Source organism: Streptomyces sp. NPDC001828, from assembly GCF_042892175.1.
Taxonomy (GTDB): domain Bacteria; phylum Actinomycetota; class Actinomycetes; order Streptomycetales; family Streptomycetaceae; genus Streptomyces.
The window spans coordinates 310,752-335,476 of sequence record NZ_JBIATV010000006.1; the positions used below are offsets into that span (position 1 = coordinate 310,752).

General features: G+C 71.0%; 21 protein-coding genes. 13 read left to right on the plus strand and 8 right to left on the minus strand.

From position 1 onward, the window contains the following. Positions 1-3: 3 nt before the first annotated feature. On the minus strand, positions 4-963 hold the full coding sequence (locus ACFYZA_RS19805) for a carbohydrate ABC transporter permease (protein ID WP_388491912.1): 960 nt from the start codon (positions 961-963) through the stop codon (positions 4-6). 15 nt (positions 964-978) lie between these two features. Further along, positions 979-2,274, minus strand: coding sequence for an ABC transporter substrate-binding protein (locus tag ACFYZA_RS19810; RefSeq protein WP_388491915.1), 1,296 nt, complete (start codon positions 2,272-2,274; stop codon positions 979-981). A gap of 201 nt (positions 2,275-2,475) precedes the next feature. Between ACFYZA_RS19810 and ACFYZA_RS19815 the strand changes: the two genes are divergently transcribed. After that, the gene (locus tag ACFYZA_RS19815; RefSeq protein WP_382598147.1) at positions 2,476-3,555 is read left to right on the plus strand and encodes a LacI family DNA-binding transcriptional regulator; all 1,080 of its coding nucleotides are present in this window, start codon (positions 2,476-2,478) and stop codon (positions 3,553-3,555) included. Positions 3,556-3,819: 264 nt separating this feature from the next. Here ACFYZA_RS19815 and ACFYZA_RS19820 read toward each other — a convergent pair whose 3' ends face one another. The 3 genes from ACFYZA_RS19820 to ACFYZA_RS19830 all read right to left on the minus strand — a co-directional run bounded on the left by ACFYZA_RS19820 (position 3,820) and on the right by ACFYZA_RS19830 (position 6,975). Then, complete coding sequence (locus ACFYZA_RS19820) at positions 3,820-6,054, minus strand: HelD family protein (RefSeq protein ID WP_388491917.1); 2,235 nt, start codon at positions 6,052-6,054, stop codon at positions 3,820-3,822. 140 nt (positions 6,055-6,194) lie between these two features. Beyond that, positions 6,195-6,527, minus strand: a complete 333-nt coding sequence (gene trxA / locus ACFYZA_RS19825) for a thioredoxin (RefSeq protein WP_388491919.1) — start codon at positions 6,525-6,527, stop codon at positions 6,195-6,197. Positions 6,528-6,531: 4 nt separating this feature from the next. Beyond that, on the minus strand, positions 6,532-6,975 hold the full coding sequence (locus ACFYZA_RS19830) for a MerR family transcriptional regulator (protein ID WP_388491921.1): 444 nt from the start codon (positions 6,973-6,975) through the stop codon (positions 6,532-6,534). A gap of 129 nt (positions 6,976-7,104) precedes the next feature. On the opposite strand from ACFYZA_RS19830, the gene ACFYZA_RS19835 reads away from it, so the two are divergent. Continuing rightward, entirely contained in the window at positions 7,105-8,016 is a 912-nt protein-coding gene (locus tag ACFYZA_RS19835; protein ID WP_388491923.1) for an NAD-dependent epimerase/dehydratase family protein, read from the plus strand. Between the two features lie 126 nt (positions 8,017-8,142). Here the strand turns inward: ACFYZA_RS19835 and ACFYZA_RS19840 are convergent, their stop codons facing one another. After that, complete coding sequence (locus tag ACFYZA_RS19840) at positions 8,143-9,789, minus strand: MFS transporter (RefSeq protein WP_382598213.1); 1,647 nt, start codon at positions 9,787-9,789, stop codon at positions 8,143-8,145. Positions 9,790-10,031: 242 nt separating this feature from the next. Between ACFYZA_RS19840 and ACFYZA_RS19845 the strand changes: the two genes are divergently transcribed. From ACFYZA_RS19845 to ACFYZA_RS19855, 3 genes are all read left to right on the plus strand, one after another. After that, complete coding sequence (locus tag ACFYZA_RS19845; protein WP_382598216.1) at positions 10,032-10,595, plus strand: TetR/AcrR family transcriptional regulator; 564 nt, start codon at positions 10,032-10,034, stop codon at positions 10,593-10,595. A 196-nt stretch (positions 10,596-10,791) separates the two neighbouring features. Beyond that, complete coding sequence (locus ACFYZA_RS19850; RefSeq protein WP_382598157.1) at positions 10,792-11,244, plus strand: phospholipase; 453 nt, start codon at positions 10,792-10,794, stop codon at positions 11,242-11,244. Between the two features lie 100 nt (positions 11,245-11,344). Further along, complete coding sequence (locus ACFYZA_RS19855; protein WP_388491925.1) at positions 11,345-12,061, plus strand: hypothetical protein; 717 nt, start codon at positions 11,345-11,347, stop codon at positions 12,059-12,061. A gap of 77 nt (positions 12,062-12,138) precedes the next feature. On the opposite strand, the gene ACFYZA_RS19860 is transcribed toward ACFYZA_RS19855, so the two are convergent. Continuing rightward, positions 12,139-13,491 carry a cation:dicarboxylate symporter family transporter gene (locus ACFYZA_RS19860; RefSeq protein ID WP_388491926.1) on the minus strand — a complete coding sequence of 451 codons (1,353 nt, stop codon included), beginning with the start codon at positions 13,489-13,491 and terminating at the stop codon, positions 12,139-12,141. A 147-nt stretch (positions 13,492-13,638) separates the two neighbouring features. On the opposite strand from ACFYZA_RS19860, the gene ACFYZA_RS19865 reads away from it, so the two are divergent. From ACFYZA_RS19865 to ACFYZA_RS19890, 6 genes are all read left to right on the plus strand, one after another. After that, the gene (locus ACFYZA_RS19865) at positions 13,639-15,237 is read left to right on the plus strand and encodes an ATP-binding protein (protein ID WP_388491928.1); all 1,599 of its coding nucleotides are present in this window, start codon (positions 13,639-13,641) and stop codon (positions 15,235-15,237) included. Beyond that, a complete protein-coding gene (locus ACFYZA_RS19870; protein WP_382598165.1) occupies positions 15,234-15,920 on the plus strand; it encodes a response regulator in 687 nt (228 codons plus the stop codon). The genes ACFYZA_RS19865 and ACFYZA_RS19870 overlap by 4 nt, the downstream gene beginning before the upstream one ends. A gap of 121 nt (positions 15,921-16,041) precedes the next feature. Further along, positions 16,042-17,442: an extracellular solute-binding protein gene (locus ACFYZA_RS19875; RefSeq protein ID WP_388491929.1), complete on the plus strand. Its 1,401-nt coding sequence runs from the start codon at positions 16,042-16,044 to the stop codon at positions 17,440-17,442. After that, positions 17,439-18,326, plus strand: a complete 888-nt coding sequence (locus tag ACFYZA_RS19880) for a carbohydrate ABC transporter permease (RefSeq protein ID WP_382598169.1) — start codon at positions 17,439-17,441, stop codon at positions 18,324-18,326. The genes ACFYZA_RS19875 and ACFYZA_RS19880 overlap by 4 nt, the downstream gene beginning before the upstream one ends. Before the next feature lie 59 nt (positions 18,327-18,385). After that, the gene (locus ACFYZA_RS19885) at positions 18,386-19,210 is read left to right on the plus strand and encodes a carbohydrate ABC transporter permease (RefSeq protein WP_388491994.1); all 825 of its coding nucleotides are present in this window, start codon (positions 18,386-18,388) and stop codon (positions 19,208-19,210) included. Positions 19,211-19,340: 130 nt separating this feature from the next. Beyond that, positions 19,341-20,009 carry a helix-turn-helix domain-containing protein gene (locus ACFYZA_RS19890; protein WP_382598174.1) on the plus strand — a complete coding sequence of 223 codons (669 nt, stop codon included), beginning with the start codon at positions 19,341-19,343 and terminating at the stop codon, positions 20,007-20,009. A 62-nt stretch (positions 20,010-20,071) separates the two neighbouring features. Here the strand turns inward: ACFYZA_RS19890 and ACFYZA_RS19895 are convergent, their stop codons facing one another. Beyond that, the gene (locus ACFYZA_RS19895; RefSeq protein ID WP_382598176.1) at positions 20,072-21,097 is read right to left on the minus strand and encodes an ATP-dependent 6-phosphofructokinase; all 1,026 of its coding nucleotides are present in this window, start codon (positions 21,095-21,097) and stop codon (positions 20,072-20,074) included. Positions 21,098-21,353: 256 nt separating this feature from the next. On the opposite strand from ACFYZA_RS19895, the gene pta reads away from it, so the two are divergent. After that, positions 21,354-23,441 carry a phosphate acetyltransferase gene (pta, locus tag ACFYZA_RS19900; protein ID WP_388491932.1) on the plus strand — a complete coding sequence of 696 codons (2,088 nt, stop codon included), beginning with the start codon at positions 21,354-21,356 and terminating at the stop codon, positions 23,439-23,441. Further along, positions 23,438-24,655, plus strand: coding sequence for an acetate kinase (locus tag ACFYZA_RS19905; RefSeq protein ID WP_388491933.1), 1,218 nt, complete (start codon positions 23,438-23,440; stop codon positions 24,653-24,655). The genes pta and ACFYZA_RS19905 overlap by 4 nt, the downstream gene beginning before the upstream one ends. The last annotated feature ends 70 nt before the right edge of the window (positions 24,656-24,725 follow it).

Consider the following 24,725-nt stretch of genomic DNA (forward strand, 5'->3'; position numbering starts at 1 on the left):
CCATCAGTCCTTGTCCTTCCGGTCGGCGCGCAGCACGAGCAGCATCAGGACCAGGGTCAGCAGGAACAGCACGATCGACATCGCCGAGGCGTAGCCGGTGCGGCCCTGGAGGCCGGTGCCGGCCCGCTGGATGAGCATGACGAGGGTGGTGTCGGCGCCGCCGGGTCCTCCGGTCGGGCCCGCGATCATGAAGACCTCGGTGAAGACCTTGAAGGCGGAGACCGAGGAGAGCGCGCCGACCAGGACCATGGTGGAGCGCACGGACGGCATGGTGATGGAGACGAAGCGGCGGATCGGCCCGGCGCCGTCCACCTCGGCGGCCTCGTGGAGCTCCTTGGGGACGTTCGCGAGCGCCGCCAGGTAAATGATCATGTAGTAGCCGAGGCCCTTCCACACGGTCAGGGCCATCGAACTGAGCAGCAGCAGCCACTGGTTGGACAGGAACGGCACCGGGTCGACGCCCACCATGTGCAGCACGCCGTTGATGAAGCCGCGGTCGTCCAGCATCCACACCCACATCAGGGCGACGACGACCACGGACGCCACCACGGGCGTGTAGTAGGCGGACCGGAAGAAGGCGATGCCGGGGATGTGCCGCTGCACCAGGAGGGCGAGCAGCAGCGGCAGGAAGACCAGGCACGGCACGACCAGGACGACGTACAGGGCGCTGTTGCGCAGCGCGACCCAGAACTGGTCGTCGTGCACGAGGGCCGTGAAGTTGTCGAAGCCGACGAAGGTGCCGGGCGTCAGGGTGCGGGCGTCGGTGAACGACTTCCACACCGTGGCGAGGAACGGGTAGAGGTTGAAGGCGAGGGTGATCAGGAGGCCCGGCGCCAGGAACAGCCAGGGGCTGAAGACCTTGTGCGTACGGCCGGCGGGGCGGCCCGCGCGCCGGCCGGGGGCGGCGGCGCGCGGTCGGTCCGCCGCCCCCTTCGCGGCGGCGGCCCGGGTGGAGGTGCTCATCGCTCGGTCACCGGGTCACTTCTGCTGGATCAGCTTGGTCATCTGGTTCGCCGCGCTGTCCAGGGCCGCCTTCGGCGACTCCTTGCCCTGGAGGCACTTGGCTATCTCGTTGCGCAGGATCGTCTTCATCTCGTCGCTGAACAGGACCGGGGTGTAGTTGACGGCGGTCGGCAGCATCTTGGCCGAGGCGACCCGGATCCTGCCCTCCTCGGTGCCGTCGGACTTGGTCCAGTACTCCTTGTCCAGCGAGCCCTTGGTGCTGGGGAAGACGGCGACCTTGTGGCCGAAGTCCTCCTGGTTCTTCTGGTCGGTGACGAAGTGCGCGAAGGCGAGCGCGGTCGCGGCGTTCTTGCTCTGCGAGTTGACCGAGAGGCCCTGCAAGTACATGTTCTGCTTGCCGGTGTTGGTCGGTACGTCCGTGATCCCCAGGCTGCTGTAGAGCGACAGGGCGTTCTTCTTGAAGGTGTCCAGGTCGTGGGCGCTGCCCGGGTTCATGGCGACCTCCTGCTGGAGGAACTTCTGCCCGGCCGTCTCGGCGGTGAGGGTCAGCGCCTGCTTGTGCAGGCCGCCCTCCTTGAACATCGTCTGGTACTTCGTCAGGAACTCGACGCCCTTGGCGTCGTTGAAGGTGAACTTCGTCCCGTCCTTGCTCATGATCTCGACGCCGTACCGGCCGAAGTCCTCGACGGTCGGCGGCTGCGCGAGGGTGGCCTTGCCCTTCTGCGCCAACTGGCCGGCGTCCGCGAAGAGTTCGTCGAAGGTCTTCGGCGCCTTGTCGGGGTCGAGCCCGGCGTCCTTGAACATGGACTTGTTGTAGAAGAGCGGGCCGGTGTTCAGATACCAGGGGAAGGCGTACGAGCCGTCGAGCCCCGGCATGTCGAAGCCCTGCCAGGCGCCGTCCAGGTACTCGGGCTTGAACTTGGCGGCGACCTTGTCCTTGTCCAGGTTGAGCAGCGTGCCGGCCTTGGCGAGCGGATAGGCGAGGTCCGGGGAGAGGTTCACGACATCGGGGAGGGTGCCGGCGGTGGCGTCCGCGCTCAGCTTGTCGGCGTAGTTGTCGGCGGGCTGGTCCACCCACTTCACCGTGGTGCCGGGGTTGGCCTTCTCGAAGTCCTTGATGACGCCTTCGAAGTAGTCCTTGAAGTTGGCGCGGAGGTTCCAGGTCTGGAACTTGATCTCGCCCTCGATCTTCCCGTCGGTGGCCGACCCCTTGCCGCTCCCGCCGCCACCGCACGCGGTGAGCACGGTGAGCGAGAGGGCCGCGCCGAGACCTACGGCCGTCCGGATCGCGACACTGCGATGAATGGACATGAGTGGCTGACTCCTTCGCCTCGTCCCGATGACGTTGCCGCACACCATGCAGCGCGAATTAATTGGCCGTCAATAGCGAATAAGTGAGCCGATTAACTAAACGCGCAGGTCAACGACACTAAAAAGGACTAAAGTCCTGAATGTTGATGCCCTACTAAGGCGGTTTAGTTCGATCCAGCTAAACCGCGTTACCATCAGCGCATGAGCGAGATCGAAAGCGATGCGCCGCCGCCCCGCCGGCCGACGATGAAGGACGTGGCCAGGGAGGCCGGCGTCTCCACGAGCGCGGTCTCCTTCGCCCTCAACAACCGCCCCGGGGTGTCCGATTCGACCCGCCGCCGGGTCATACGGGTCGCGGACCGGCTGGGCTGGCGGCCCAGCTCGGCGGCGCGCGCGCTCTCCGGCGAGAGCGCGGGGGCGATCGGCATGGTGCTCGCCCGGCCGGCGGACAGCCTGGGCGGGGAGTCGTTCTTCCTCCAGCTCGTCTCGGGCATCCAGGCGAGCCTCGCGCCGCGCGACCAGGCGCTGGTGTTCCAGATGGTCGACGACGTCCAGGCGGAGTGCGAGCTGTACCGGCGCTGGTGGGCGGAGGGCCGGGTCGACGGCGTGATCGTGGTGGACCCCCGGGTGTCGGACCCGCGCCCCGAGACGCTCGCGGTACTCGGCCTGCCGGCCGTGATCATCGGCGGGATGGAGGCGCCGGGGCACCCGGGCGCGCCCCAACTCCCGCGCCAGGCAAGGCTTTCCAACATCTGGGCCGACGACTCGGGGGCGATGGACCTGATCGTCCGGCATCTGTACGGGCTCGGCCACCGCCGCATCGGTCACATCGCGGGTACGCCGGGCTTCGCCCACACCGCGCGCCGGATAGCGTCGTTGCGGGCGGCCGCGCGACGGCTGGGCCTGGAGCACGCGGTGTCCGTGACCACGGACTTCACGGACCGTCAGGGGGCCAAGGCGGCACGGCGGTTGTTCTCGGCGCCGGTGCCGCCCACGGCCCTCATCTGCGACAACGAGGTGATGGCGGTGGCGGCGGTCAGTGTGGCGGCGGAGCGGGGGCTGCTGATTCCCCGGGACGTGTCGGTGGTGTCCTGGGAGGACTCCGTCATCTGCCACACCCTGCATCCGCAGCTCACGGCGCTGGTGCGGAAGGCCGACGAGTTCGGGGAGCGGGCGGCGTCGCAGCTTCTGGCCCTGCTGGACGGCGGCGCCCCTCGCCAGCTCCAGGATCCGCTGCCGCGGTTGCAGCCCCGCGAAAGCACGGGGGCGCCTCCCGCTTAGGGTTCGGGGGTGGGTGAGCCCGGCCCCCCGGGGGCTCCGCCCCCAGACCCCCGTTCGCGCCTGAACGGCGCTCGTCCTCAATCTCCCCCAAGGCCTTAAGGGCCAGGGGGGACCCCCATGACGGGCTGAGGATGCCCATGCCACCGGCGCTGCTAGGGGCGCGGGGAACTGCGCGAACGGCCCCTGCGGTTCGCGGATGACCGAGGGGCCCGGGGCGCAGCCCCGGGGGCCCGCCCGGCCCGGAGGGGCCCGGTACCCGGCGCGTCAGGCCGCGCGCAAACCGGCCAGTGCCCGCGGGAGGGGGCCCGAGGTCAACACCCCCAGCCGCTGCGTCGCCCGCGTCAGCGCGACGTACAGGTCGCTCACCCCGTACTCCCCCGGCTCCACCACGAGCACCGCGTCGAACTCGAGCCCCTTCGCCTGGCGCGGGTCCAGGAGGACTACCTCGCTCGTCAGGTCGGGGACGGGGCCGGACGACGCGTCGGGCAGGGCTTCGAGGAGCGCGGGGTGCAGGGGGGCGGGGGCGATGACCGCGAGGCGGCCCGTGCCCCGGTCGGCCGTGACGGCCTCCGCCACCGCCGGGGCGAGCGCGTCGGGGGCGACCCGCCGGGCCCAGGGGCGTACCCCCGTGGTCCGGACGGAACTCGGCGGCACGAAGGACGGGTCGGCCGCCCGGCACACCTCGGCCGCCACCTCCATGATCTCCGCCGGGGTGCGGTAGTTCACGCCGAGGCGGACGTGCTCCCAGTGCCCGGGCGAGACGTACGGCTCCAGGATCCGCTCCCACGAGCCCACCCCCGCCGCGTCCGCGGTCTGCGCGGGGTCGCCGACGAGCGTCATCGAGCGGGTCGGGCAGCGCCGCATCAGCAGCCGCCACGCCATCGCCGACAGCTCCTGCGCCTCGTCGACGATGATGTGTCCGAACGCCCAGGTGCGGTCGGCGGCCGCGCGCTCGGCCGCGCTGCGGTGGTCGGCCTCCTCGTGCCGCTCGGCCATCCGCTCGGCGTCGATGATGTTGTGCGCCGCGAGCACCTCGGACTCCTCGTCCTCGAACTCGTACGACTCCGAGCCCGCGGAGAGGTCGAGCACGCCCTGGGCGTAGGCGATCCGCTCCTGGCGATCGGCCTCGGCGGCGGCCCGCGCCGCGCTGTCGTCCGCGCCGAGGAGTTCGGCCGCCTCGTCGAGCAGCGGCACATCGCCGGGCGTCCAGTCGCCGCCGTCGCGCTGGATCAACTTGGCTTCGGCGTCCGGGAGATGGGTGGGATCGGCCAGGAAGTCCGCCACGAATTCCTGCGGGGTCAGCTTCGGCCACAGCTCCTCGATGGCCGCGTGCACCTCGCGGCTCGTCGCGATCTCCTTGCCCATCTGGGCGGCGTCGTCCGGGCCGAGGAGGTTCGGGCCGCCGAAGGGGTCGGCGCCGATGCGCTCCACCAGCTGTGCGGTGAGCGCGTCGATGATGTGGAAGGCGAAGTGCGGCCTGGCGAGGTTGTGCGGCAGGCCGCTCTCGCGCGCCCGCCACCTGGCGTCCTCGGCCATCGCCCGGTCGAGCTGGAGCGTGCCGTACCCGTCGTGCTGGATGTCGGTGGCCCACTGGGGCACGGTCTGGCGGTCGCGCACGGCCGCCGCGAGCACCTCGGCCATGGCGGCCCGGCCCTTCACCTCGGCGGCCTCGGGGGTGTCGGCACCCGTCGCGCGCACCCCGGGGAACAGCTCCGACATCGTCGACAGGAGTACGCCCGTCTCGCCGAGCGAGGGCAGCACATCGCCGATGTAGCCGAGGAACGCCGGGTTGGGGCCGACGACGAGCACGGCCCTGCGGGCCAGCAACTCCCGGTACTCGTACAGGAGATACGCCGCCCGGTGCAGCGCGACGACCGTCTTGCCGGTGCCGGGCCCGCCCTCCACGACGAGCACGCCGCGGTGCGGGGCCCGGATGATGCGGTCCTGCTCGGCCTGGATGGTCTGCACGATGTCGTGCATCCGGCCGGTGCGGGCGGCGTCGAGCGCGGCGAGCAGCACCTCGTCGGCGTTGGCGCCCTCGTGGCCGGTGCGCTCCGAGTCCGTCAGGTCGAGCAGCTCGTCATGCAACGCGGTGACGGTGCGGCCCTCGGTGGTGATGTGGCGCCTGCGCCGCAATCCCATAGGGGAATATCCGGTGGCGAGATAGAACGGGCGTGCCACTTCCGCCCGCCAGTCGATCACGAGCGGAGTGCGTTCCCGGTCATTCCTGCGGATTCCGATACGCCCGACATGACGGGTGGCGCCGTCCCGGAAATCGAGCCGTCCGAAGCACAGCCCGTTCTCACCCGCGTTGAGCGCGGCGAGCAGGCCGGACTGCTCGGCGACCATCACATCCCGTTCCAGCCGGGCCTGTAGACCCGTGCCGACCTGGGACAACGCCGACTGCACCGCGACCTCGGCCTGATCCCGCAGCTGGTCGAGACGGGCATAGAGGTCGGTGATGAATTGCTGTTCCTTCCGAAATTCCTCGGTTGACAATTCCACTCCTGACGCGATACAGTGCTTCCATAAGTCTTCTTCGTGACTTCATTATCAGAAGGCGCGAAACACTTAATATACGCAGGAGAAGGCCCCGGATGTCAATTCATCCGGGGCATTTTTTGTGGGCCCGGCGGCCCTCAGATCACGTCGGCGAGTTCCTGCCGCAGCCGGCGCTTGGGGCGCGCGCCCACCATCGACTTCACCGGTTCGCCGTCGACGAAGACCATGAGCGTGGGCATCGACAGGACGCCGTACTTCGTGGTCGTCTCCGGGTTCCGGTCCACGTCCAGCTGGACGATCTTCAGCCGGTCCGCCTCCTCAACCGCCATCGCGCTCAGCACGGGCGCGAGCTGCCGGCACGGCCCGCACCAGTCGGCCGTGAACTCCACCAGGACCGGAAGTCCCGACCCCCTCACCTCGTCAGCGAACGTCTCGTCGGTGACCTCGTCCACACCTGCCGCCTTGACCATCACGTCATCCCCTTCGGTCTGTGTCGTCCGGTCCCCCGGTCGCGCCCGGGCCCAACTCGCAGCGCGGCTCGGGGCCGCCCGGCACCTCCGCCGTCGCCAGCACCTCGGCCCGCGCCAGTTCGGCCCGGACCCGGGTGCGCACGGCGCCGAGCTCGTCGATCAGGGCGTCGAGCTCCGCCAGCTTGCGGCGGTACACCGCGAGCGACGCCGGGCAGCTGTCGCCGGCCGGGTGGCCGGCCCGCAGGCACTCCACGAACGGCCGGGTCTCCTCCAGGTCGAACCCGAAGTCCTGCAGGGTCCTGATCTGCTGGAGCAGCCGCAGGTCGTCCTCGTCGTACGTCCGGTAGCCGTTTTCGGTCCGCCGCGCGGCCAGCAGGCCGCGCGACTCGTAGTACCGAAGCGCGCGGGTGGTGGTGCCCGCCCGCGCCGCGAGTTCGCCGATGCGCATGACAAGGACCGTAAGCCTTCACGCCGACGTCAAGGCAAGCCCGCGGGGCGGGGCCCCACGGCAGGGCCGTGAGCGGGTCAGTGACACTGGTGATCCGGGAAGGCCGCTGGTGGGAAGGGATTTGAGGACATGCGCGAGGTTCTGGTCATCGGGGGCAACCGGTACTTCGGGAAGCGGCTCATCGCGCGGCTGATCGCGGCCGGTGACCGGGTGACGGTCCTGAACCGGGGCTCGGCACCGCCCCCGCCGGGGGCGGTCCAGCTGATCGCGGACCGCGACGACGAGGCGGCGCTGGTCGCCGCGCTCGACGGGCGCACCTTCGACGTGGTGGTCGACCAGGTCTGCTACACCCCGCGCCAGGCGGCGATCGCCCGCCGCGTCCTCACCGGCCGCACCGCGCGCTACGTCATGACCTCGACGGTCGAGGTGTACGAGTACGAGGACTCCGCCGAGCCGGTCCCCGAGGGCGCCCTCGACCCCCGTACCGTCATCGTCACGCCCCAACTGCCGTGGGAAGAGCCGGAGTTCGTCACGCAGCACTACGGCGAGGGCAAGCGCCAGGCGGAGGCGGTGTTCGCGCGCGGCGACTTCCCGTACGTCTCGGTGCGGGTGGCGCACGTCCTGGGCGGCGCCGACGACTTCACCGGGCGGCTCGCCCACTACGCGGACCGGATCCGCGCGGGCGAGCCGGTGGCGGTGGCCGTGCCCGACCGTCCGGCCACGTACATCCAGGTGGACGAGATCGCCGCGTTCCTGTTCTGGACGACCCGGCAGGACTTCACCGGACCGGTGAACGCCGCCTCGCACGGGCCGCTGATGTGCGAGGACATCGCGGGGGCGGTGGCGGACGCGGTGGGCGGCGACCGGCACGCCGTGCGCTATCGGGCGGTGGAGGTGGGCGCCGTCTCTCCGTTCTCCTTCGCCCGCTCCTACGGGATGGACACCTCCCGCGCCGAGTCGCTCGGCTTCGCCTTCAGCCACACCGGGGAGTGGCTGACGGACGCGGTGGCCGAGACACTAGGGACGGACCGAGGGCTCTGACTCGCTTACGCGGAAGCCCACTTGGGCCAGGCCGTACACGACGGCGAGCCCGAGCCGCGGCTGTGTGCCGGGCTCGGGCTCGGGGGTGGGGCCCGGCGCGCTGGGCGCCGGGCCGGGTGCGGTCGGTCAGACGGTGAGGGGCTCGTGCTCCGAGTCCCGCGCGGCCTGACCCTCCGGCGCGTCGTCGCCCTTGTCGCGGCGCGGCAGGAGGACGGCGACCAGGACGGTCCCCACGCCCAGGATCACCGCTCCGATGAGGCTGGTGCGGGCGACGGCGTCGGAGAAGGCGGAGCCGACCGCGTGGCTCATCTGCTGCGCGCCGGCGGCGAGTTGCTCGGCCTGGGCCTTGAGCTGGGCCGCCTGCTGCGGGGAGCTCGCGTGCAGCGCCTGGGCGCCGAGCTGCTTGGCCTGCTCACCGATGCCCTGGGCGACGGCGTAACCGGCGCCGACCGAGTCCTGCGCGGTGGCGAGCGCCGAGGCGGGCAGCTTGGTGCCGGCGGTCGCGTCCGCGAGGTGCGAGGAGTACGACTTGGCGAGCACGGAGCCGAGGATGGCGATGCCGAGCGAGCCGCCGAGTTCGAGCGAGGTGTCGTTGACGGCGCCGCCGACGCCGAGTTCGGCCTCCGGGAACGCGCCCATGATCGCGTCGGTGCAGGGCGAGAGGGCGAGTCCGATGGCGACGCCCAGGATGATCAGCGGGGCGAGGAAGTCGCCGTACCCGGAGCCGGAGTCGACCCGGGTGAGCAGCGCGAGCGCGACGGTTCCGGCGACCATGCCGGCTGTGACGGTGACCTTCATGCCGAGCCGGGGGGTCAGGAACCCGGTGAGCGCGGAGCCCACGAAGACCGCGCCGGCCAGCGGCAGCATGCGGATGCCGGTCTCGAGCGGGGTGTAGCCGAGCACGAACTGGAGGTGCTGGGTGAGGAAGTAGAAGGCGCCGAAGACCGCGAGGAAGAACAGCGCCACGGCGAGCAGCGAGCCGGAGAACATGCGGTGCGCGAAGCGGCGCACGTCCAGGACGGGCCGCGGGTGGCGCAGCTCCCACAGCACGAAGAGGACGAAGCCGAGGCCGGCGATGACGGCCGCGGAGATCGCCTTGGCGTCCCAGCCGAAGTGCGGGCCCTGGATGATCATGTAGACCAGCGCGCCGACGGAGACGACCGAGAGGAGCCCGCCGACGTAGTCGATGCGGTCGTGGTGGGCGGCCTTCGACGGCGGTACGAGGACGAACGCGCCGACGACCGCGAGCAGTGCGATCGGCACGTTGATCAGGAACGTCGAGGCCCAGCCGTGGTTCTCCAGGAGGGCGCCCGCGACCAGCGGGCCCGCGGCGATGGCGATTCCGGCGGTCGCCGTCCACAGCAGGATCGCCTTGGCGCGCTCGGCGCGCGGGAAGGTCGAGGCGAGCAGCGACAGGGTCGCGGGCATGATCAGCGCGGCACCGACGCCCATGACGGCGCGGGACGCGATGACGCCGGTGGAGCTGTCGACGAGCGAGCCGGCCACGGAGGCGCCCGCGAAGACGAGCAGGCCGAGCACGAGCGCGCCGCGCCGGCTGTACTTGTCGCCGATCGCGCCGAGCAGCAGCATCAGGGCGGCGTACGGGACGGTGTAGCCGTCGATGACCCACTGCAGGTCGGAGCTGCTGAGCCCCAGGTCCTTGGTCATGTCGGGGGCGGCGACGGTGAGGGCGGTATTCGCCATCACGATGATCAGCAGGCTGAGGCAGAGCACGAGCAGCGCCCACCAGCGCCGCCGGTAGGGCGCCCCCATCTTCTCGACGGGCTGGTTGATGACGAGACCCACGGTGTCTCACCCTTCCTCGGTCTTGCTTCCCCCGAAGGTCTGGTTCTTCCTTCGGGCCCCCATCGGGGAAGATCTACTTGCACATCACTGTGCAATTACACACTGCTGTGCAATTTACGCCCCTGCACGGCGCTGTGCAAAATGGGGGCGTGACAGCAACCCCTGCCGCCCCCTCGGGGGGCCGCGCCGACGCGAACCGCCGCCGCATCATGGAGGTGGCCTTCGCCGAGCTGCTCCGCGACCCGGACGCGTCGATGGACCAGATCGCCCGCGCGGCCGGGGTCGTACGGCGCACGGTGTACGGGCACTTCCCGAGCCGGGACGCGCTGATCGCGGCGCTGGTGGACGAGGCGGCGGAGACCGTCGCGGACGCACACCGCGAGGGGCGCGAGGGCATCACCGACCCGGCCGAGGCGCTGGCCCGGGCCACCCTCGCGGTCTGGGAGATCGCCGACCGCTACCGGCTCCTGGTCGCTCTGGCCCAGCGCAGCGTCACCATGGCGGGCATCAAGCTGCGCCTCGCCCCGGTCCGCAAGGAGTGCGTGGACCTGCTCCAACTCGGCCTGCGCGAAGGGGTGTTCACCTCGCCCCTGCCGCCCGCCGCCCTCGCGTACGTGCACGAACAGTCCCTGTTCGGCCTGATGGAGGCGGTCAACGAGGGCGCCCTGCCCGCGTCCGAGGCCGGCCGCTCGGCCGCGACGACCCTCCTGCTCTCGGCGGGCGTCCCGGCCGACCGCACGGCCGCCATCGTGGCGGCGGCGCTCGGCCGGTAGGCCTCGGGGCGCTCGGCAGACAATCCCCCGGTCCGCGCCCGGTCCGGTGACCGGACTGCCGGCGCTCGGCCGGTAGCCGGCAGACGACGGCCCCGGAAATCTTTCGGGGCTTCTTCAGCAAGCCCGTAGCACGCCCCTAGTCCGTGGGGCGAGAGTGACGGCACGTCAATTGCCCCTCTCCTCACGGAGGTTCAGGATGCGCCGTCGTACCACCCTGAGCATGACCGCGACCGCGGCCCTCGCCCTCGCCGCCCTCGCCACCGCCCCGGCCCAGGCCGCCCCGGCCGACAAGGCGCAGGTACTGGCCTCCTTCACCCAGACCAGCGCGGCCAGCTCCACCGCGTGGCAGGCCGCCCACAACGACCAGGGCCGCTGGTCCGCCTACGGCTTCGACTGGTCGACGGACTACTGCTCCAAGTCCCCCGACAACCCTCTCGGCTTCCCCTTCAAACTGTCGTGCGCCCGGCACGACTTCGGCTACCGCAACTACAAGGCGGCGGGCCAGTTCCCCGCGAACAAGGCGCGCGTCGACAGCGCCCTGTACGAGGACCTCAAGCGCGTCTGCAACGCGTACGGCACCGCGAAGAAGGCGTCGTGCGACGCGACGGCGTGGACGTACTACCAGGCGGTGAAGGTCCTGGGCAGCTGATCCCCGGACCCGTCCGGGAAACCGGGGCCGCCCCGCCCTCCGGCGGGAAACCGCCCCGTCCGCGGCCCCCGGTTCGCCCCCGTCCGGCCGGGGCGGCAGCATGGGGCCCGTGACACACGTACCGCATGACGAGTCCCGGCACGACTCCACGCACCGGCCGGTGCCCGCCTGGCAGCGGGTCACCCGGGGGGAGTCGCGCTGGGCCTCGGCGGTGGCCGTGCTCGTCGCCGTCGCGTTGCAGTGGACGCTGCCCGAACGGCTGACCATCCATCCCAGGTGGCTGCTGCCCGCACTGGAGGTCGCGCTCATCGCGGCGCTGATCGCGGCCAACCCGCTGCGCATCGAGCGGGCCTCCCGGCTCTACCGGCTGGCGGGGCTCGTCCTGATCGCCTGCATCAGCGCCGCCAACGGCTGGTCGGCGGTGCGGCTCGTGGTCGGGCTCGTACGGGGGCGGGAAGGCCACGATGCCGCCGCCCTGCTGGTGACGGGCGGCGGCATCTGGCTGACCAACGTGATCGTGTTCGCGCTCTGGTACTGGGAGTGGGACCGGGGCGGCCCGGTCGCCCGGATGCACGCGACCCGGCTCTACCCCGACTTCCTCTTCCCGCAGATGCAGAGCCCCGAACTGGCCCCGCCCCACTGGGAACCGGCCTTCCCTGACTATCTGTACCTGTCGTTCACCAACGCCACCGCGTTCAGTCCGACCGACGTGATGCCGCTGAACCGGTGGGCGAAGATGCTGATGATGCTGCAGTCGGCCGTTTCCCTGCTGACCGTTGTCCTCGTGGTCGCCCGCGCGGTCAACATCCTCAAGTAGCCGAGACCCCCAAGTGGCCGTCGTTCTCAAGCGGTCAGGGCCCTCAAGCGGTCGCGGTCCTCAAGCGGTCAGGGTCCTCAAGCGGTCGCGGGCGAGGGCGACTTGGGCTCCTCCCGCTGCTCGGGCACCTCGGGCTCACCCGCCGCGAGCATCCGCTCGTCGAAGGGGAGGCGGCCCGCCAGGACCTCCGCGACCCGGGCCTTGTCGATCTCCTTCGTCCAGGTGCCGACCAGGACGCAGGCCACCGCGTTGCCCGCGAAGTTGGTCAGCGCCCGCGCCTCGCTCATGAAACGGTCGATGCCGACGATCAGGCCGACGCCGTCGACCAGTTCGGGGCGGTGGGACTGGAGGCCGCCCGCCAGGGTGGCGAGGCCCGCGCCCGTGACCCCGGCCGCACCCTTCGAAGCGATGATCATGAAGAGGAGCAGCGAGATCTGCTCGCTCGCGCCCAGCGGCTTGCCCATCGCGTTCGCGATGAACAGCGAGGACATCGTCAGGTAGATCGCGGTGCCGTCCAGGTTGAACGAGTACCCCGTCGGCACGGTGATGCCGGCCACCGAGCGGCTCACGCCCAGGTGCTCCATCTTCGCGATGAGCCGCGGCAGCGCCGACTCCGACGAGGAGGTGGACAGGATCAGCAGGAACTCCCTGGCCAGGTACTTCAGGAGGCCGAAGATGTTCACTCCGGTCATCAGCCTCAGGATCGCGCCGAGCACCACGAACACGAACAGGGCGCAGGTGACATAGAAGCCGATCATGATGACCGCCAGCGCCTTCAGGGCGTCCACGCCGGTCTCGCCGACCACCCCCGCGATCGCGCCGAACGCGCCGACGGGCGCCGCCCACATCACCATCGCCAGGATGCGGAAGACGAGCCGCTGGATGTGCTCGATGCCGCGCAGCACCGGCTGTCCCGCCGAGCCGAGCGCCTGGAGGGCGAAGCCGGCGAGCAGGGCGATCAGGAGGGTCTGGAGGACCTGGCCCTCGGTGAAGGCGGACACCATCGTCTTGGGGATGACCGACAGCAGGAAGTCGGCCGTCGACTCGCTGGCACCGGCGGCCTGCTTGGCCCCGGCGTGCCGGGCGGCCTCGGTCAGATGCAGGCTGGAGCCGGGCTCCAGGATGTTGCCGACGACCAGGCCGATGGCGAGGGCGACGGTCGACATGACGAGGAAGTAGCCGAGCGCGAGGCCGCCCACGGCGCCGACCTTGGCGGCTTTGCGCACCGAGCCGACGCCGAGCACGATCGTGCAGAAGATGATGGGCGAGATCATCATCTTGATCAGGTTCACGAACCCGGTGCCGATCGGCTTCAGCTCGACGGCGACTCCCGGCGCCGCGAAACCCACGATGATGCCGAGCACCACGGCGCCGATCACGGCCAGGTAGAGATAGTGGGTGCGCTCCCGGCGGGCGGCTGGCTCTGCCACGGGGTTCTCCTTCGTTGCGGCTCCGTTGCGGCTGCGGCCATGTCCCGATGGCCGATTCAGCGATCCCCGCGACTATCCAGCACACTGTGACGCCGGTCACCCTTACGTGCATTTCGTTCATGCAGATCCAGCCAGCACACTTACCGGATGCGTCTCCCCGGACCCCGCTCGCTCGCCGGCCAGCTCTTCGCCATGCAGGTGGTTCTGGTCGCCGCGATCGTGGCGGGCTGCGCGCTCTTCTCGTACCTGGCCGACCGCCGTCAGGCCGAGGAGACCGCCCGGCGCCAGGCGATCGCGACCGCGACCTCGGTGGCCGCCTCGCCCTCGGTGGTCGCGGCGGCCCGCACCAAGGACCCGACGGCCGCCCTCCAGCCGTACGCGGAGACCCTGCGCACCACGACGGGCGTCGACTTCGTCGTGGTGATGGCGCCGGACGGCACCCGCTGGACGCACCCCGTGCCGGGCGAGATCGGCAGGACCTACCTCGGCGACACCGCTCCGGCGCTGCTCGGCGAGACGTTCACCGAGACGCACATGGGAGTGCTCGGCCCTTCCGTACGGGTCGTGACGCCGGTGCGCGACCCCGATGATCATGGCCGGATCACCGCGCTCGTCAGCGCGGGCATCACCATCGACCGGATCAGCGAGCAGGTGCGCGAGCAACTGGTGGCGCTCGCCGGGATGGCGGGCGGCGCGCTCGTGCTCGGCGGGCTCGGCACGTACGTGATCAACGCGCGCCTGCGCCGCCACACGCACGGCATGAACGCCGCCGAGCTGAGCCGGATGCACGACTACCACCAGGCCACCCTGCACGCCGTGCGCGAGGGGCTCCTGATGCTCGACGGACAGCGGCGGATCGCGCTGATCAACGACGGCGGGCGCGAGCTGCTCGGGCTCGGCGAGGACGCGGTGGGCCGCCCGGTGGCCGGACTCGGCCTTCCCGCCGCCCTCGCCGGGGCGCTGCTCGCCAGTGAGCCGAGGGTGGACGAGGTGCACATGACGGCCGACCGGATCGTGGTCCTGAACACCCGGCCGGTCTCCTCCGGCGGGCAGCGCGGCACCGTGGTGACCCTGCGCGACCACACCGAACTCCAGGCACTCTCCGGGGAGTTGGACTCCGAGCGCGGCTTCACCCAGGCGCTGCGGGCGCAGGCCCACGAGGCCGCGAACCGGTTGCACACGGTGGTCTCGCTCATCGAGCTGGACCGGGTCGAGGAGGCCGTCGAGTTCGCGACCGCCGAGCTGGAGCTGGCCCAGGCGCTCACCGACCAGGTGGTCACGGCGGTGGGCGAGCCGGTGCTCGCCGCGCTGCTGCTCGGCAAGGCGGCGCAGGCCAACGAGCACGGCGTGGAGCTGGTCCTCACCGAGGGCAGCGCGATCGGGGACGGCCTCCTCCAGGACTCCCTGCCCGCCCGCGACCTGGTGACCGTCCTCGGAAACCTCCTCGACAACGCGGTGGACGCGGCGCAGGGCAGCGCCGCCGCCGAGGTCGCCGTCACGCTCACCACCGAGGACGGCGACCTCGTGGTGCGGGTCGCGGACAGCGGGCCCGGCATCGACCCGGCGGCCGCCGAGGCCGTGTTCGAGCGGGGGTGGTCGACGAAGAGCCCGGGGCGCGGCCTCGGCCTCACCCTGGTGCGGCTCACCGCGGCCCGGCACGGCGGCACCATCGCGCTCGACCGAAGTCCTTACGGGGGCGCCGAGTTCACCGTGCGGCTGCCCATAGAGCAGGGAGTGCGCACATGATCAGGGTGCTGGTCGTCGAGGACGATCCCGTCGCCGCCGAGGCGCACCGGCTCTATGTCGGCCGGGTGCCCGGCTTCACCGCGGTGGCGGTCGCCCACTCGCGGGCCGAGGCGCTGCGCGCCCTGGAGCGGACCGAGGTGGACCTCCTGCTGCTCGACCTGTATCTGCCGGACGGGCACGGCCTCCAGCTGGTCCGGTCGCTGCGGGCGGCGGGGCACAGCGCCGATGTGGTGGCGGTGACCTCGGCCCGGGACCTGACGATGGTGCGCGAGGGCGTCTCGCTCGGGGTCGTGCAGTACGTGCTGAAGCCGTTCACGTTCCCCACCCTGCGCGACCGGCTCGTGCGGTACGCCGAGTTCCGGGCGACGGCCGGGGAGGCCAGCGGGCAGGAGGAGGTGGACCGGGCGCTCGCCGCGCTGCGCGCCCCGCAGCCCTCCGCGCTGCCCAAGGGGCTGAGCGCGCCCACCCTGCAAGCGGTCACCCGTACGTTGCGCGAGGCGCCGCAGGGGGTGACGGCGGCGGAGGCCGGCCTCGCGGTCGGCATCTCGCGGATCACCGCACGCCGCTATCTGGAGCATCTGGTCACCACCGGCCGCGCCGAGCGCAGTCCCCAGTACGGCCAGATCGGCCGCCCCGAGCTGCAGTACCGCTGGCTCAACTCACCACGGCGCCACGGCGGTTGACAAGGTTGTCGGCCGGGGGCGGGCGCGGGGTTGACCTTGCCTGCGGGCGCCCTTACGTTCACCGGGCAGCCAAGTGCGGCCGTGGCCACGGCCGCACGCCCGGCCCGAGGAGGTCGTGCCCGTGCGCCCCACCGCCCCCGCCGCAGCCCCCGTGTCCCGCCCCCACCCGCGTCGCCGAGCGGCGTACGGACACCGGCTCTCCCTGATCCTCGCCGCCGCCCTCGCCGCCGGAGCGCTCGCCGGCTGCGGCGGCTCCGGCAGCGACGCCAACACCGTGAAGATCGCGTACAACCGCTCCACCGACAACAAGATCCGCTTCAAGGACGCGTTCCTGGAGGACGTCAAGAAGCAGTTCGAGCAGGCGCACCCCGGCAAGAAGGCCGAACTCGTGCCGATCCAGGCCGCCGACAACGACTACGCGGCCAAGGTGCAGCAGATGATGCGCTCCCCGAAGACCGCCCCCGACCTGGTCTACGAGGACACGTTCCGCATCAACGCCGACATCGGGGCGGGCTATCTGCGCCCGCTGGACGACTACTTGTCCGGGTGGGACCAGTGGGGCCAGTTCGTCGACACCGCGAAGGCCGCGGCGAAGGCCGAGGACGGAAAGACGTACGGGGTGCCGGACGGCACGGACACCCGGGGCCTGTGGTTCAACAAGCAGATCTTCGCGAAGGCGGGCCTGCCCGCGAACTGGCAGCCGAAGAACTGGGCGGAGGTCCTGGACGCCGCCCGCACGGTCAAGGAGAAGGTGCCGGGCGTCATCCCGCTCAACGTCTACACCGGCAAGGCCGGCGGCGAGGCGTCGGCCATGCAGGGCCTGGAGATGCTCCTGTACGGGACCGGCGCGAACCCGCTGTACGACCCGGCCGCCAAGAAGTGGGTCTCGGGCACCCAGGGCTTCAAGGACGCGCTCGACTTCGTACGGACGGTGTACGCGCGGAAGCTCGGGCCCGACCCCTCCGACGCCCTCGACCCCAATGTGGGCACCCACCTGGCGACCGACTGGATGCCGAACGGCAAGCTGGCGATCGCCCTCGACGGCTCCTGGCTCGGCCAGAACTGGATCAACAAGGGCCCCAAGGAGTGGCCGGCCTGGTCGGCCGTGCTCGGCCAGGCCGCGATGCCGACCCAGTACGGCCAGGCGCCGGGCAAGGTCTCGATGTCGGGCGGCTGGACCTGGGCGATCCCCGCGAAGGCGGCCAGCCCCGCCCTCGCCTTCGACTTCGTCAAGACGATGCAGACGAAGGAGAACGCGGTGAAGTGGGACGTGGCGGACGCCCAGATCGCGGTCCGCCGGGACGTGGCCGCCGATCCGACGTATCTGCACTCCATGCCGGGCATCACCTTCTTCACCGGCCTGGTCCCCTCCACCCACTACCGGCCCGCGCTTCCGGTGTATCCGCAGGTGTCGACGGCGATCGGCGAGGCGATGGAGTCGGTGACGACCGGCGGCTCGGCGGCCGCCGCGGCCAAGGCGTACGACGACCAGCTCAAGTCGATAGTCCAGGGCGCCAGTTGAGCGCCTTCGCGGCCGCGCGGGGCGGCCCGGGGGCCCGTGCCGCGCGCTGGCTGCCGATCGCACCGGCGACCCTGCTCCTGCTGCTCTTCCTCGCCGGGCCGATCGGCTACTGCGTCTACATCGCGTTCACCGACATGCGGCTGACCGGATCCTCGTCGGTCGACTTCGTCGGCTTCGCCAACTTCCGGCGGGCGTTCGCGGACCCCGCGTTCCGCAACGCGGTCTGGCTCACCCTGGTCTTCACCGTCCTGTCCTCGCTCGTGGGGCAGAACACGCTCGGCCTGGCGCTCGCGGCCCTGATGCGGCGGGCCTCGCGCCCGGTGCGGACGGTGACGGGGGCGCTGGTGATCACGGCCTGGGTGCTGCCGGAGATCGTGGCGGCCTTCCTCCTGTACGCCTTCTTCCGCCGCGAGGGCACGCTCAACGCGATCCTCGAATGGCTCCATCTCCCCACCCAGAACTGGCTGTTCACGCTGCCGGTCCTCGCCGTGTCCTTCGCCAACGTGTGGCGCGGCACCGCGTTCTCGATGCTGATCTACTCGGCGGCGCTCGCCGAGATCCCGCGCGACATCGAGGAGGCGGCGGAGGTCGACGGGGCGGGCGGGGCGCGCCGGTTCTGGCACATCACCCTGCCGATGATCCGCCGCTCCATCGGCACCAACCTGATGCTCAACACCCTCCAGACGCTCTCCGTCTTCGGCCTCATCTGGGCGATGACCCGGGGCGGCCCGGGCGACCGCAGCCAGACACTGCCGGTGTTCATGTACGACCAGGCGTTCCTGAAGAGCCTGATCGGCTACGGCACGGCGGTCGCACTCCTGCTGCTCCTGGTCGGCTCGCTGTTCTCGGTGGTCTATCTGCGGCTGATGAGGGTGGACGTGTGACGGCCCGCGAGGGACGCGGGCCGTCCACCCATGGCGCCGGGCCGGCCCGCACGGGCCGGGTGCGCCGCCGCACCCGGCAGCGGATCGCCGCCGACCTGGCCCTGCTCGCGGTGGCGGCGGCCTTCGCCGTGCCGCTGCTCTGGCTGCTGCTGGCCTCCGTCGACACCCAGGCCGATCTGCGGGTACGGGTGCCGGGCTCGGTGACCCCGGACAACTTCTCGGCCGTCCTGACCCCCGACATCACGTTCACGCCGATGCTCAACAGTCTGGTGCTGTGCGGGAGTTCGACGCTGCTGACGGTGGTGTGCGCGGCACTCGCCGCCTACCCGCTCTCCCGCTACCGCTCGCGCGTGACCCGCCCGTACCTGCTCACGATCCTGTTCACGACGTGCCTGCCGATCACGGCGGTGATGGTTCCGGTGTACGGGCTCTTCGTGCAGGTGAACCTCGTCGACACGACGTACGGCACGGCACTGTTCCTCGCCACCTCCCAACTCCCGTTCGCCATCTGGCTGATGAAGAACTTCATGGACGGAGTGCCGCTCGCCCTGGAGGAGGCCGCCTGGACGGACGGGGCGTCCATGCCCCAGACCCTGGTGCGGGTGGTGCTGCCGCTGATGGGGCCGGGCGTGACGGTGGTGACGATCTACACCTTCATCATGCTGTGGGGGAACTTCTTCGTCCCCTTCATGCTGCTGCTCTCCCCCGACCGGCTGCCCGCCTCGGTCTCGGTCTTCACCTTCTTCGGGAACTACGGCTCGGTGGTCTACGGCCAGCTCGCCGCCTTCTCGATCCTGTACTCGACGCCGGTGCTCCTGCTGTACGTCCTGATCGCACGGCGGCTCGGCGGAGGTTTCGCGCTGGCCGGCGGGGTGAAGGGTTAGCGTTGGCGAGCACACGCTTACCCAACCCTTAGGTAACCCGGACGCCACCAAAACCGTACTTTCCTCCAATTCACCTTCTTTGGTGGAACACACCGTAGGCAGATGTCACTTACCGTCCTACGGTGTGCGCGTGCACCCCACCCCACCCTTCAATGCCCTCGCGGCCCGCCGACTGCGAGAGGCCCTGGGCATGGCCCCCGGCCACGTCGCCTACGGCATGCGCGCCCAGTACGGCCTTCTGGTGTCACCGGACACCGTGATGGCGTGGGAGCGGGGGCTCGCGGCGCCCGAGGCGCGGGAGCTGACCGCACTGGCCGGAGTCCTGTGGTGCTCCCCCGGCGATCTGATGGCGGCCGCCTCCACCCTGCGCGAGCACCGCCTCGCACGCGGTCTGACCCTGGAGGACATGGCCCGCCGGGTCGGGCTCGACGTCGGGGCGTACCGGCGCATGGAGGACGCGGGGCGCTGGCGGGGCAACGAACGCCAGTCGGCGTCCCTGGCCGATCTGCTCCAGCTGTCGCTGCGCGACTACGTGACGGCCACCGGCCAGAACGAGGATCTCGCCGAGCTGCTGCGCGGCGCGGTGACCACGCGCTGGCAGGCCTACGTCAAGCCGACGGCGAAGCTGCTCCCGCTCTCCAAGCAGCATGTGGAGGGGGTGCTCGATCAGCTCCACACCGAGTACCAGTCGCACATGGTCGCCACGCTCAACTGGGGCTCGGACAACGACACCGGGGACGCGGGGCGGGACTTCCTCGACCGCATCGTCGACCGGTTCTGGGAGCTGGCCCACGGCTGAACGCGCCCCAACACGTGACCTTCGGCCCCCGCGAACAGGGGCCCAGGTCCCGTGTGGTCGGGCTAGAACACCGACTCGGCCTCGTACATCCGGTTGTCCGGGACCGTCTTCAGGGTCGTCACCGCGTGGGCCAGCGGGGCCATCACGATGTCCGTGCCGCGCAGCGCCGTCATGTTGCCGAACTCGCCGCGGTGCACGGCCTCCACCGCGTGCCAGCCGAAGCGGGTCGCGAGGACGCGGTCGTAGGCGGTCGGAACGCCGCCGCGCTGGACGTGGCCGAGGATGACGGGGCGGGCCTCCTTGCCCAGGCGCCGCTCCAGTTCGACGGCGAGCCGGTTGCCGATGCCGGCGAAGCGCTCGTGGCCGTACTGGTCGATCGCACCCTTCTCGTACGGCATCGAGCCGTCGGCGGGGTGCGCGCCCTCGGCGACGCAGACGACCGCGAACTTCTTGCCGCGCGCGAAGCGCTCCTCGACCATCTTGACCAGGTCGTCGACCTGGAAGGGCCGCTCGGGCAGGCAGATGCCGTGGGCGCCGCCGGCCATGCCGGACTCCAGCGCGATCCAGCCCGCGTGCCGGCCCATGACCTCGACGACCATCACGCGCTGGTGCGACTCGGCGGTGGTCTTGAGGCGGTCGATGGCCTCGGTGGCCACGCCGACGGCGGTGTCGAAGCCGAAGGTGCGGTCGGTGGCGGAGATGTCGTTGTCGATGGTCTTGGGCACGCCGACCACGGGCATGCCCGCCTCGGACAGCATGCGGGCGGCGGTGAGCGTGCCCTCGCCGCCGATCGGGATGAGCGCGTCGATGCCGTAGCGCCTGGTCAACTCGGCGCAGTTCTCGGACGCTTCGCGCAGCCGGTCGCGCTCCAGGCGGGCCGAGCCGAGGATGGTGCCGCCACGGGCCAGGATGCCGCTCACCGCGTTGAGGTCGAGCGGGCGGTAGTGACCGTCGAGCAGGCCCTTGAACCCGTCCTCGAATCCGATGACTTCGTCACCGTGCCCGACCACGGCCCGGTGCACGACCGACCGGATGACTGCGTTCAGGCCGGGGCAGTCGCCGCCTGCGGTGAGAACTCCGATGCGCATCGTGGTCAATCTCCTGCTTCGCTGGTCCTGGGAGGTCACGCCCGAATCCCCCGTAACGTGAGCAATTCAGATTGTCCCACGCACCCTGGGCCACCCGCCCATCCTGCTACTCCGACCATCATGGGGGGCGGGTCTTCCGACCCTTCCGCCGGGCCTTTCGTCCGGCGGGCGCCCTATCCATCCGCAGAGGTATTGTCAAGGGGGCAAGACCGCCCTATATGGACAATTTCCTGCGATGCAGAACAGGAGAGCACGCGTGACGCGCAGCGTGTACGTGACCGGGATCGACCGGGGAGACGGCCGCCAGGTCATCGAGCTGGGAGTCATGGAGCTCCTGACCCGCCAGGTGGACCGGGTGGGTGTCTTCCGCCCCCTGGTGCACGACGGCCCTGACCGCCTGTTCGATCTGCTCCGCGCCCGCTACCGGCTGGCACAGGACGCCGCCACGGTGTACGGGATGGACTACCACGAGGCGTCCGCGCTCCAGGCGGAGCAGGGTACCGACGAACTCGTCTCCCGGCTCGTCGACCGCTTCCACCGGGTGGCCCGCGACTACGAGGTCGTCCTGGTCCTCGGCACCGACTTCGCCGACACCCAGCTCCCCGACGAACTGGCGCTCAACGCCCGGCTCGCCAACGAGTTCGGCGCCTCGGTGATACCCGTGGTCGGCGGCAAGGGCCAGACCGCCGAGTCCGTACGGGCCGAGGCGCGCAACGCCTACCGGGCCTACGACGGGCTCGGCTGCGATGTGCTGGCCATGGTGGTCAACCGGGTCGCCCCGGCCGACCGGCACGAGATCGAGGAGCGCCTGAAGGCGCGCCTGCCCGTGCCCTGCTACGTCCTGCCGGACGAGCCCGCCCTCTCGGCGCCCACGGTCGCGCAGATCACCGCCGCCCTGGACGGCACGGTGCTGCTCGGCGACGACGCGGGGCTCGCGCGCGACGCCCTCGACTTCGTCTTCGGCGGCGCGATGCTGCCCAACTTCTTGAACGCCCTGACCCCGGGCTGTCTGGTCGTGACCCCCGGCGACCGCTCGGACCTGGTGGTCGGCTCGCTCGCCGCGCACAGCGCCGGCACCCCGCCGATCGCGGGCGTGCTGCTCACGCTCGACGAGCGTCCCGGCGAGGCGATCCTGACCCTGGCCGACCGGCTCGCACCCGGCACCCCGGTGGTCGCGGTCAGCCACGGCTCCTTCCCCACCGCGCAGGAACTCTTCGCCCTGGAAGGCAAGTTGAACGCGGCGACCCCGCGCAAGGCGGAGACCGCGCTCGGCCTCTTCGAGCGGCACGTGGACACCGCCGACCTGCTGCGCCGCGTCTCGGTGGCCCGCAGCGGCCGGGTCACCCCGATGATGTTCGAGCACGTCCTCCTGGAGCAGGCCCGCGCCCACCGGCGCCGGGTCGTGCTGCCCGAGGGCACCGAGGACCGGGTGCTGCGCGCGGCCGATGTGCTGCTGCGCCGGGACGTGTGCGAGCTGACGCTGCTCGGTGACGTGGAGGCGATCCGCAAGAAGGCCGCCGACCTCGGCATCGACGTCACCAAGTGCCAGATCATCGACCCGGGGACCTCCGAGCTGCGCCAGGAGTTCGCCGAGCGCTACGCGCAGCTGCGCGCCCACAAGGGCGTCACCGTGGAGCTGGCGTACGACGTGGTCGCGGACGTGAACTACTTCGGCACGCTGATGGTCCAGGAGGGACTTGCCGACGGCATGGTGTCGGGTTCGGTGCACTCCACCGCCGCCACCATCCGCCCCGCCTTCGAGATCATCAAGACGAAGCCCGAGGCCTCGATCGTCTCCTCGGTCTTCTTCATGTGCCTCGCCGACAAGGTGCTCGTGTACGGCGACTGCGCGGTCAACCCGGACCCGAATGCCGAGCAGCTCGCGGACATCGCGGTGCAGGCGGCCGCCACCGCCCAGCAGTTCGGCGTGGACCCGCGGATCGCGATGCTGTCGTACTCGACGGGCACCTCCGGTTCGGGCGCGGACGTCGACAAGGTGCGCGAGGCCACCAAGCTGGTGCGCGAGACGCGGCCCGACCTGAAGATCGAGGGCCCGATCCAGTACGACGCGGCCGTGGAGCCCTCGGTGGCGGCGACCAAACTGCCGGAGTCGGAGGTGGCCGGGCAGGCGACCGTGCTGATCTTCCCGGACCTCAACACCGGCAACAACACCTACAAGGCCGTGCAGCGCTCGGCCGGCGCCGTGGCCGTGGGCCCGGTGCTCCAGGGTCTGCGCAAGCCGGTCAACGACCTGTCGCGCGGCGCCCTCGTCCAGGACATCGTCAACACCGTCGCCATCACGGCCATCCAGGCCCAGGCGCGGGAGCAGGAGGCCTCCGCATGACCACCGCCAACCAGGGCACCCGCGTCCTCGTGCTCAACTCCGGTTCCTCGTCGGTGAAGTACCAGCTTCTCGACATGCGCGACGCCTCACGCCTGGCCGTGGGGCTCGTCGAGCGGATCGGCGAGGAGACGTCCCGGCTCAAGCACACGCCGCTGGTCACCGGTGGTGGGGCCCGCGAGCAGAACGGCCCGATCGCCGACCACGCGGCCGCGCTCAAGGCCGTCGCCGCGGAGCTGGCGACGGACGGACTCGGCCTGGATTCACCGGAGTTGGCGGCCATCGGGCACCGGGTGGTGCACGGCGGGCTCAAGTTCAGCGCGCCGACCGTCATCACCGATGAGGTGCTCGCGGAGATCGAGCGCCTGGTGCCGGTCGCGCCGCTGCACAACCCGGCGAACATCACCGGCATCCTCACCGCCCGCGCGCTGCGCCCCGATCTGCCGCAGGTCGCGGTGTTCGACACCGCGTTCCACACGACGATGCCGGAGTCCGCGGCCCGGTACGCGATCGACGTGGCGACCGCCGACGAGCACCGCATCCGCCGCTACGGCTTCCACGGCACCTCGCACGCCTACGTGTCGCGCGAGACGGCGCGGCTCCTCGGCAGGGCGCCCGAGGACGTGAACGTGATCGTGCTGCACCTGGGCAACGGCGCCTCGGCCTCCGCGGTCCGAGGCGGCCGGTGCGTCGACACCTCGATGGGGCTCACGCCTCTGGAGGGCCTGGTCATGGGCACCCGGTCCGGCGACATCGACCCGGCGGTCACCTTCCACCTCAAGCGGGTCGCCGGAATGTCGGCGGACGACATCGACGTGCTGCTCAACAAGAAGAGCGGCCTGGTGGGTCTGTGCGGCGACAATGACATGCGGGAGATCCGCCGCCGCTGTGACGAGGGCGACGAGAAGGCACAACTCGCCTTCGACGTCTACATTCACCGTCTGAAGAAGTACATAGGCGCCTATTACGCCGTGCTCGGCAAGGTCGACGCGATCGCGTTCACGGCCGGCGTCGGCGAGAACGCCGCCCCGGTCCGCGAGGCCGCGATCGCCGGCCTGGAAGAGCTGGGGCTCGCGGTGGACGGCGAGCTCAACGCCGTGCGGTCCGACACGGCGCGGCTGATCTCGCCGGAGTACGCCAGGGTCGCGGTCGCCGTGGTACCGACGGACGAGGAGCTGGAAATCGCTCAGCAGACGTATGCGCTGGTGAATAGCTGACCGAATTTCCGGTTTGCCGCAGCGACACCTGAGCGTCATCCCGCCCATTTGTACATTCCACCAGACGGAA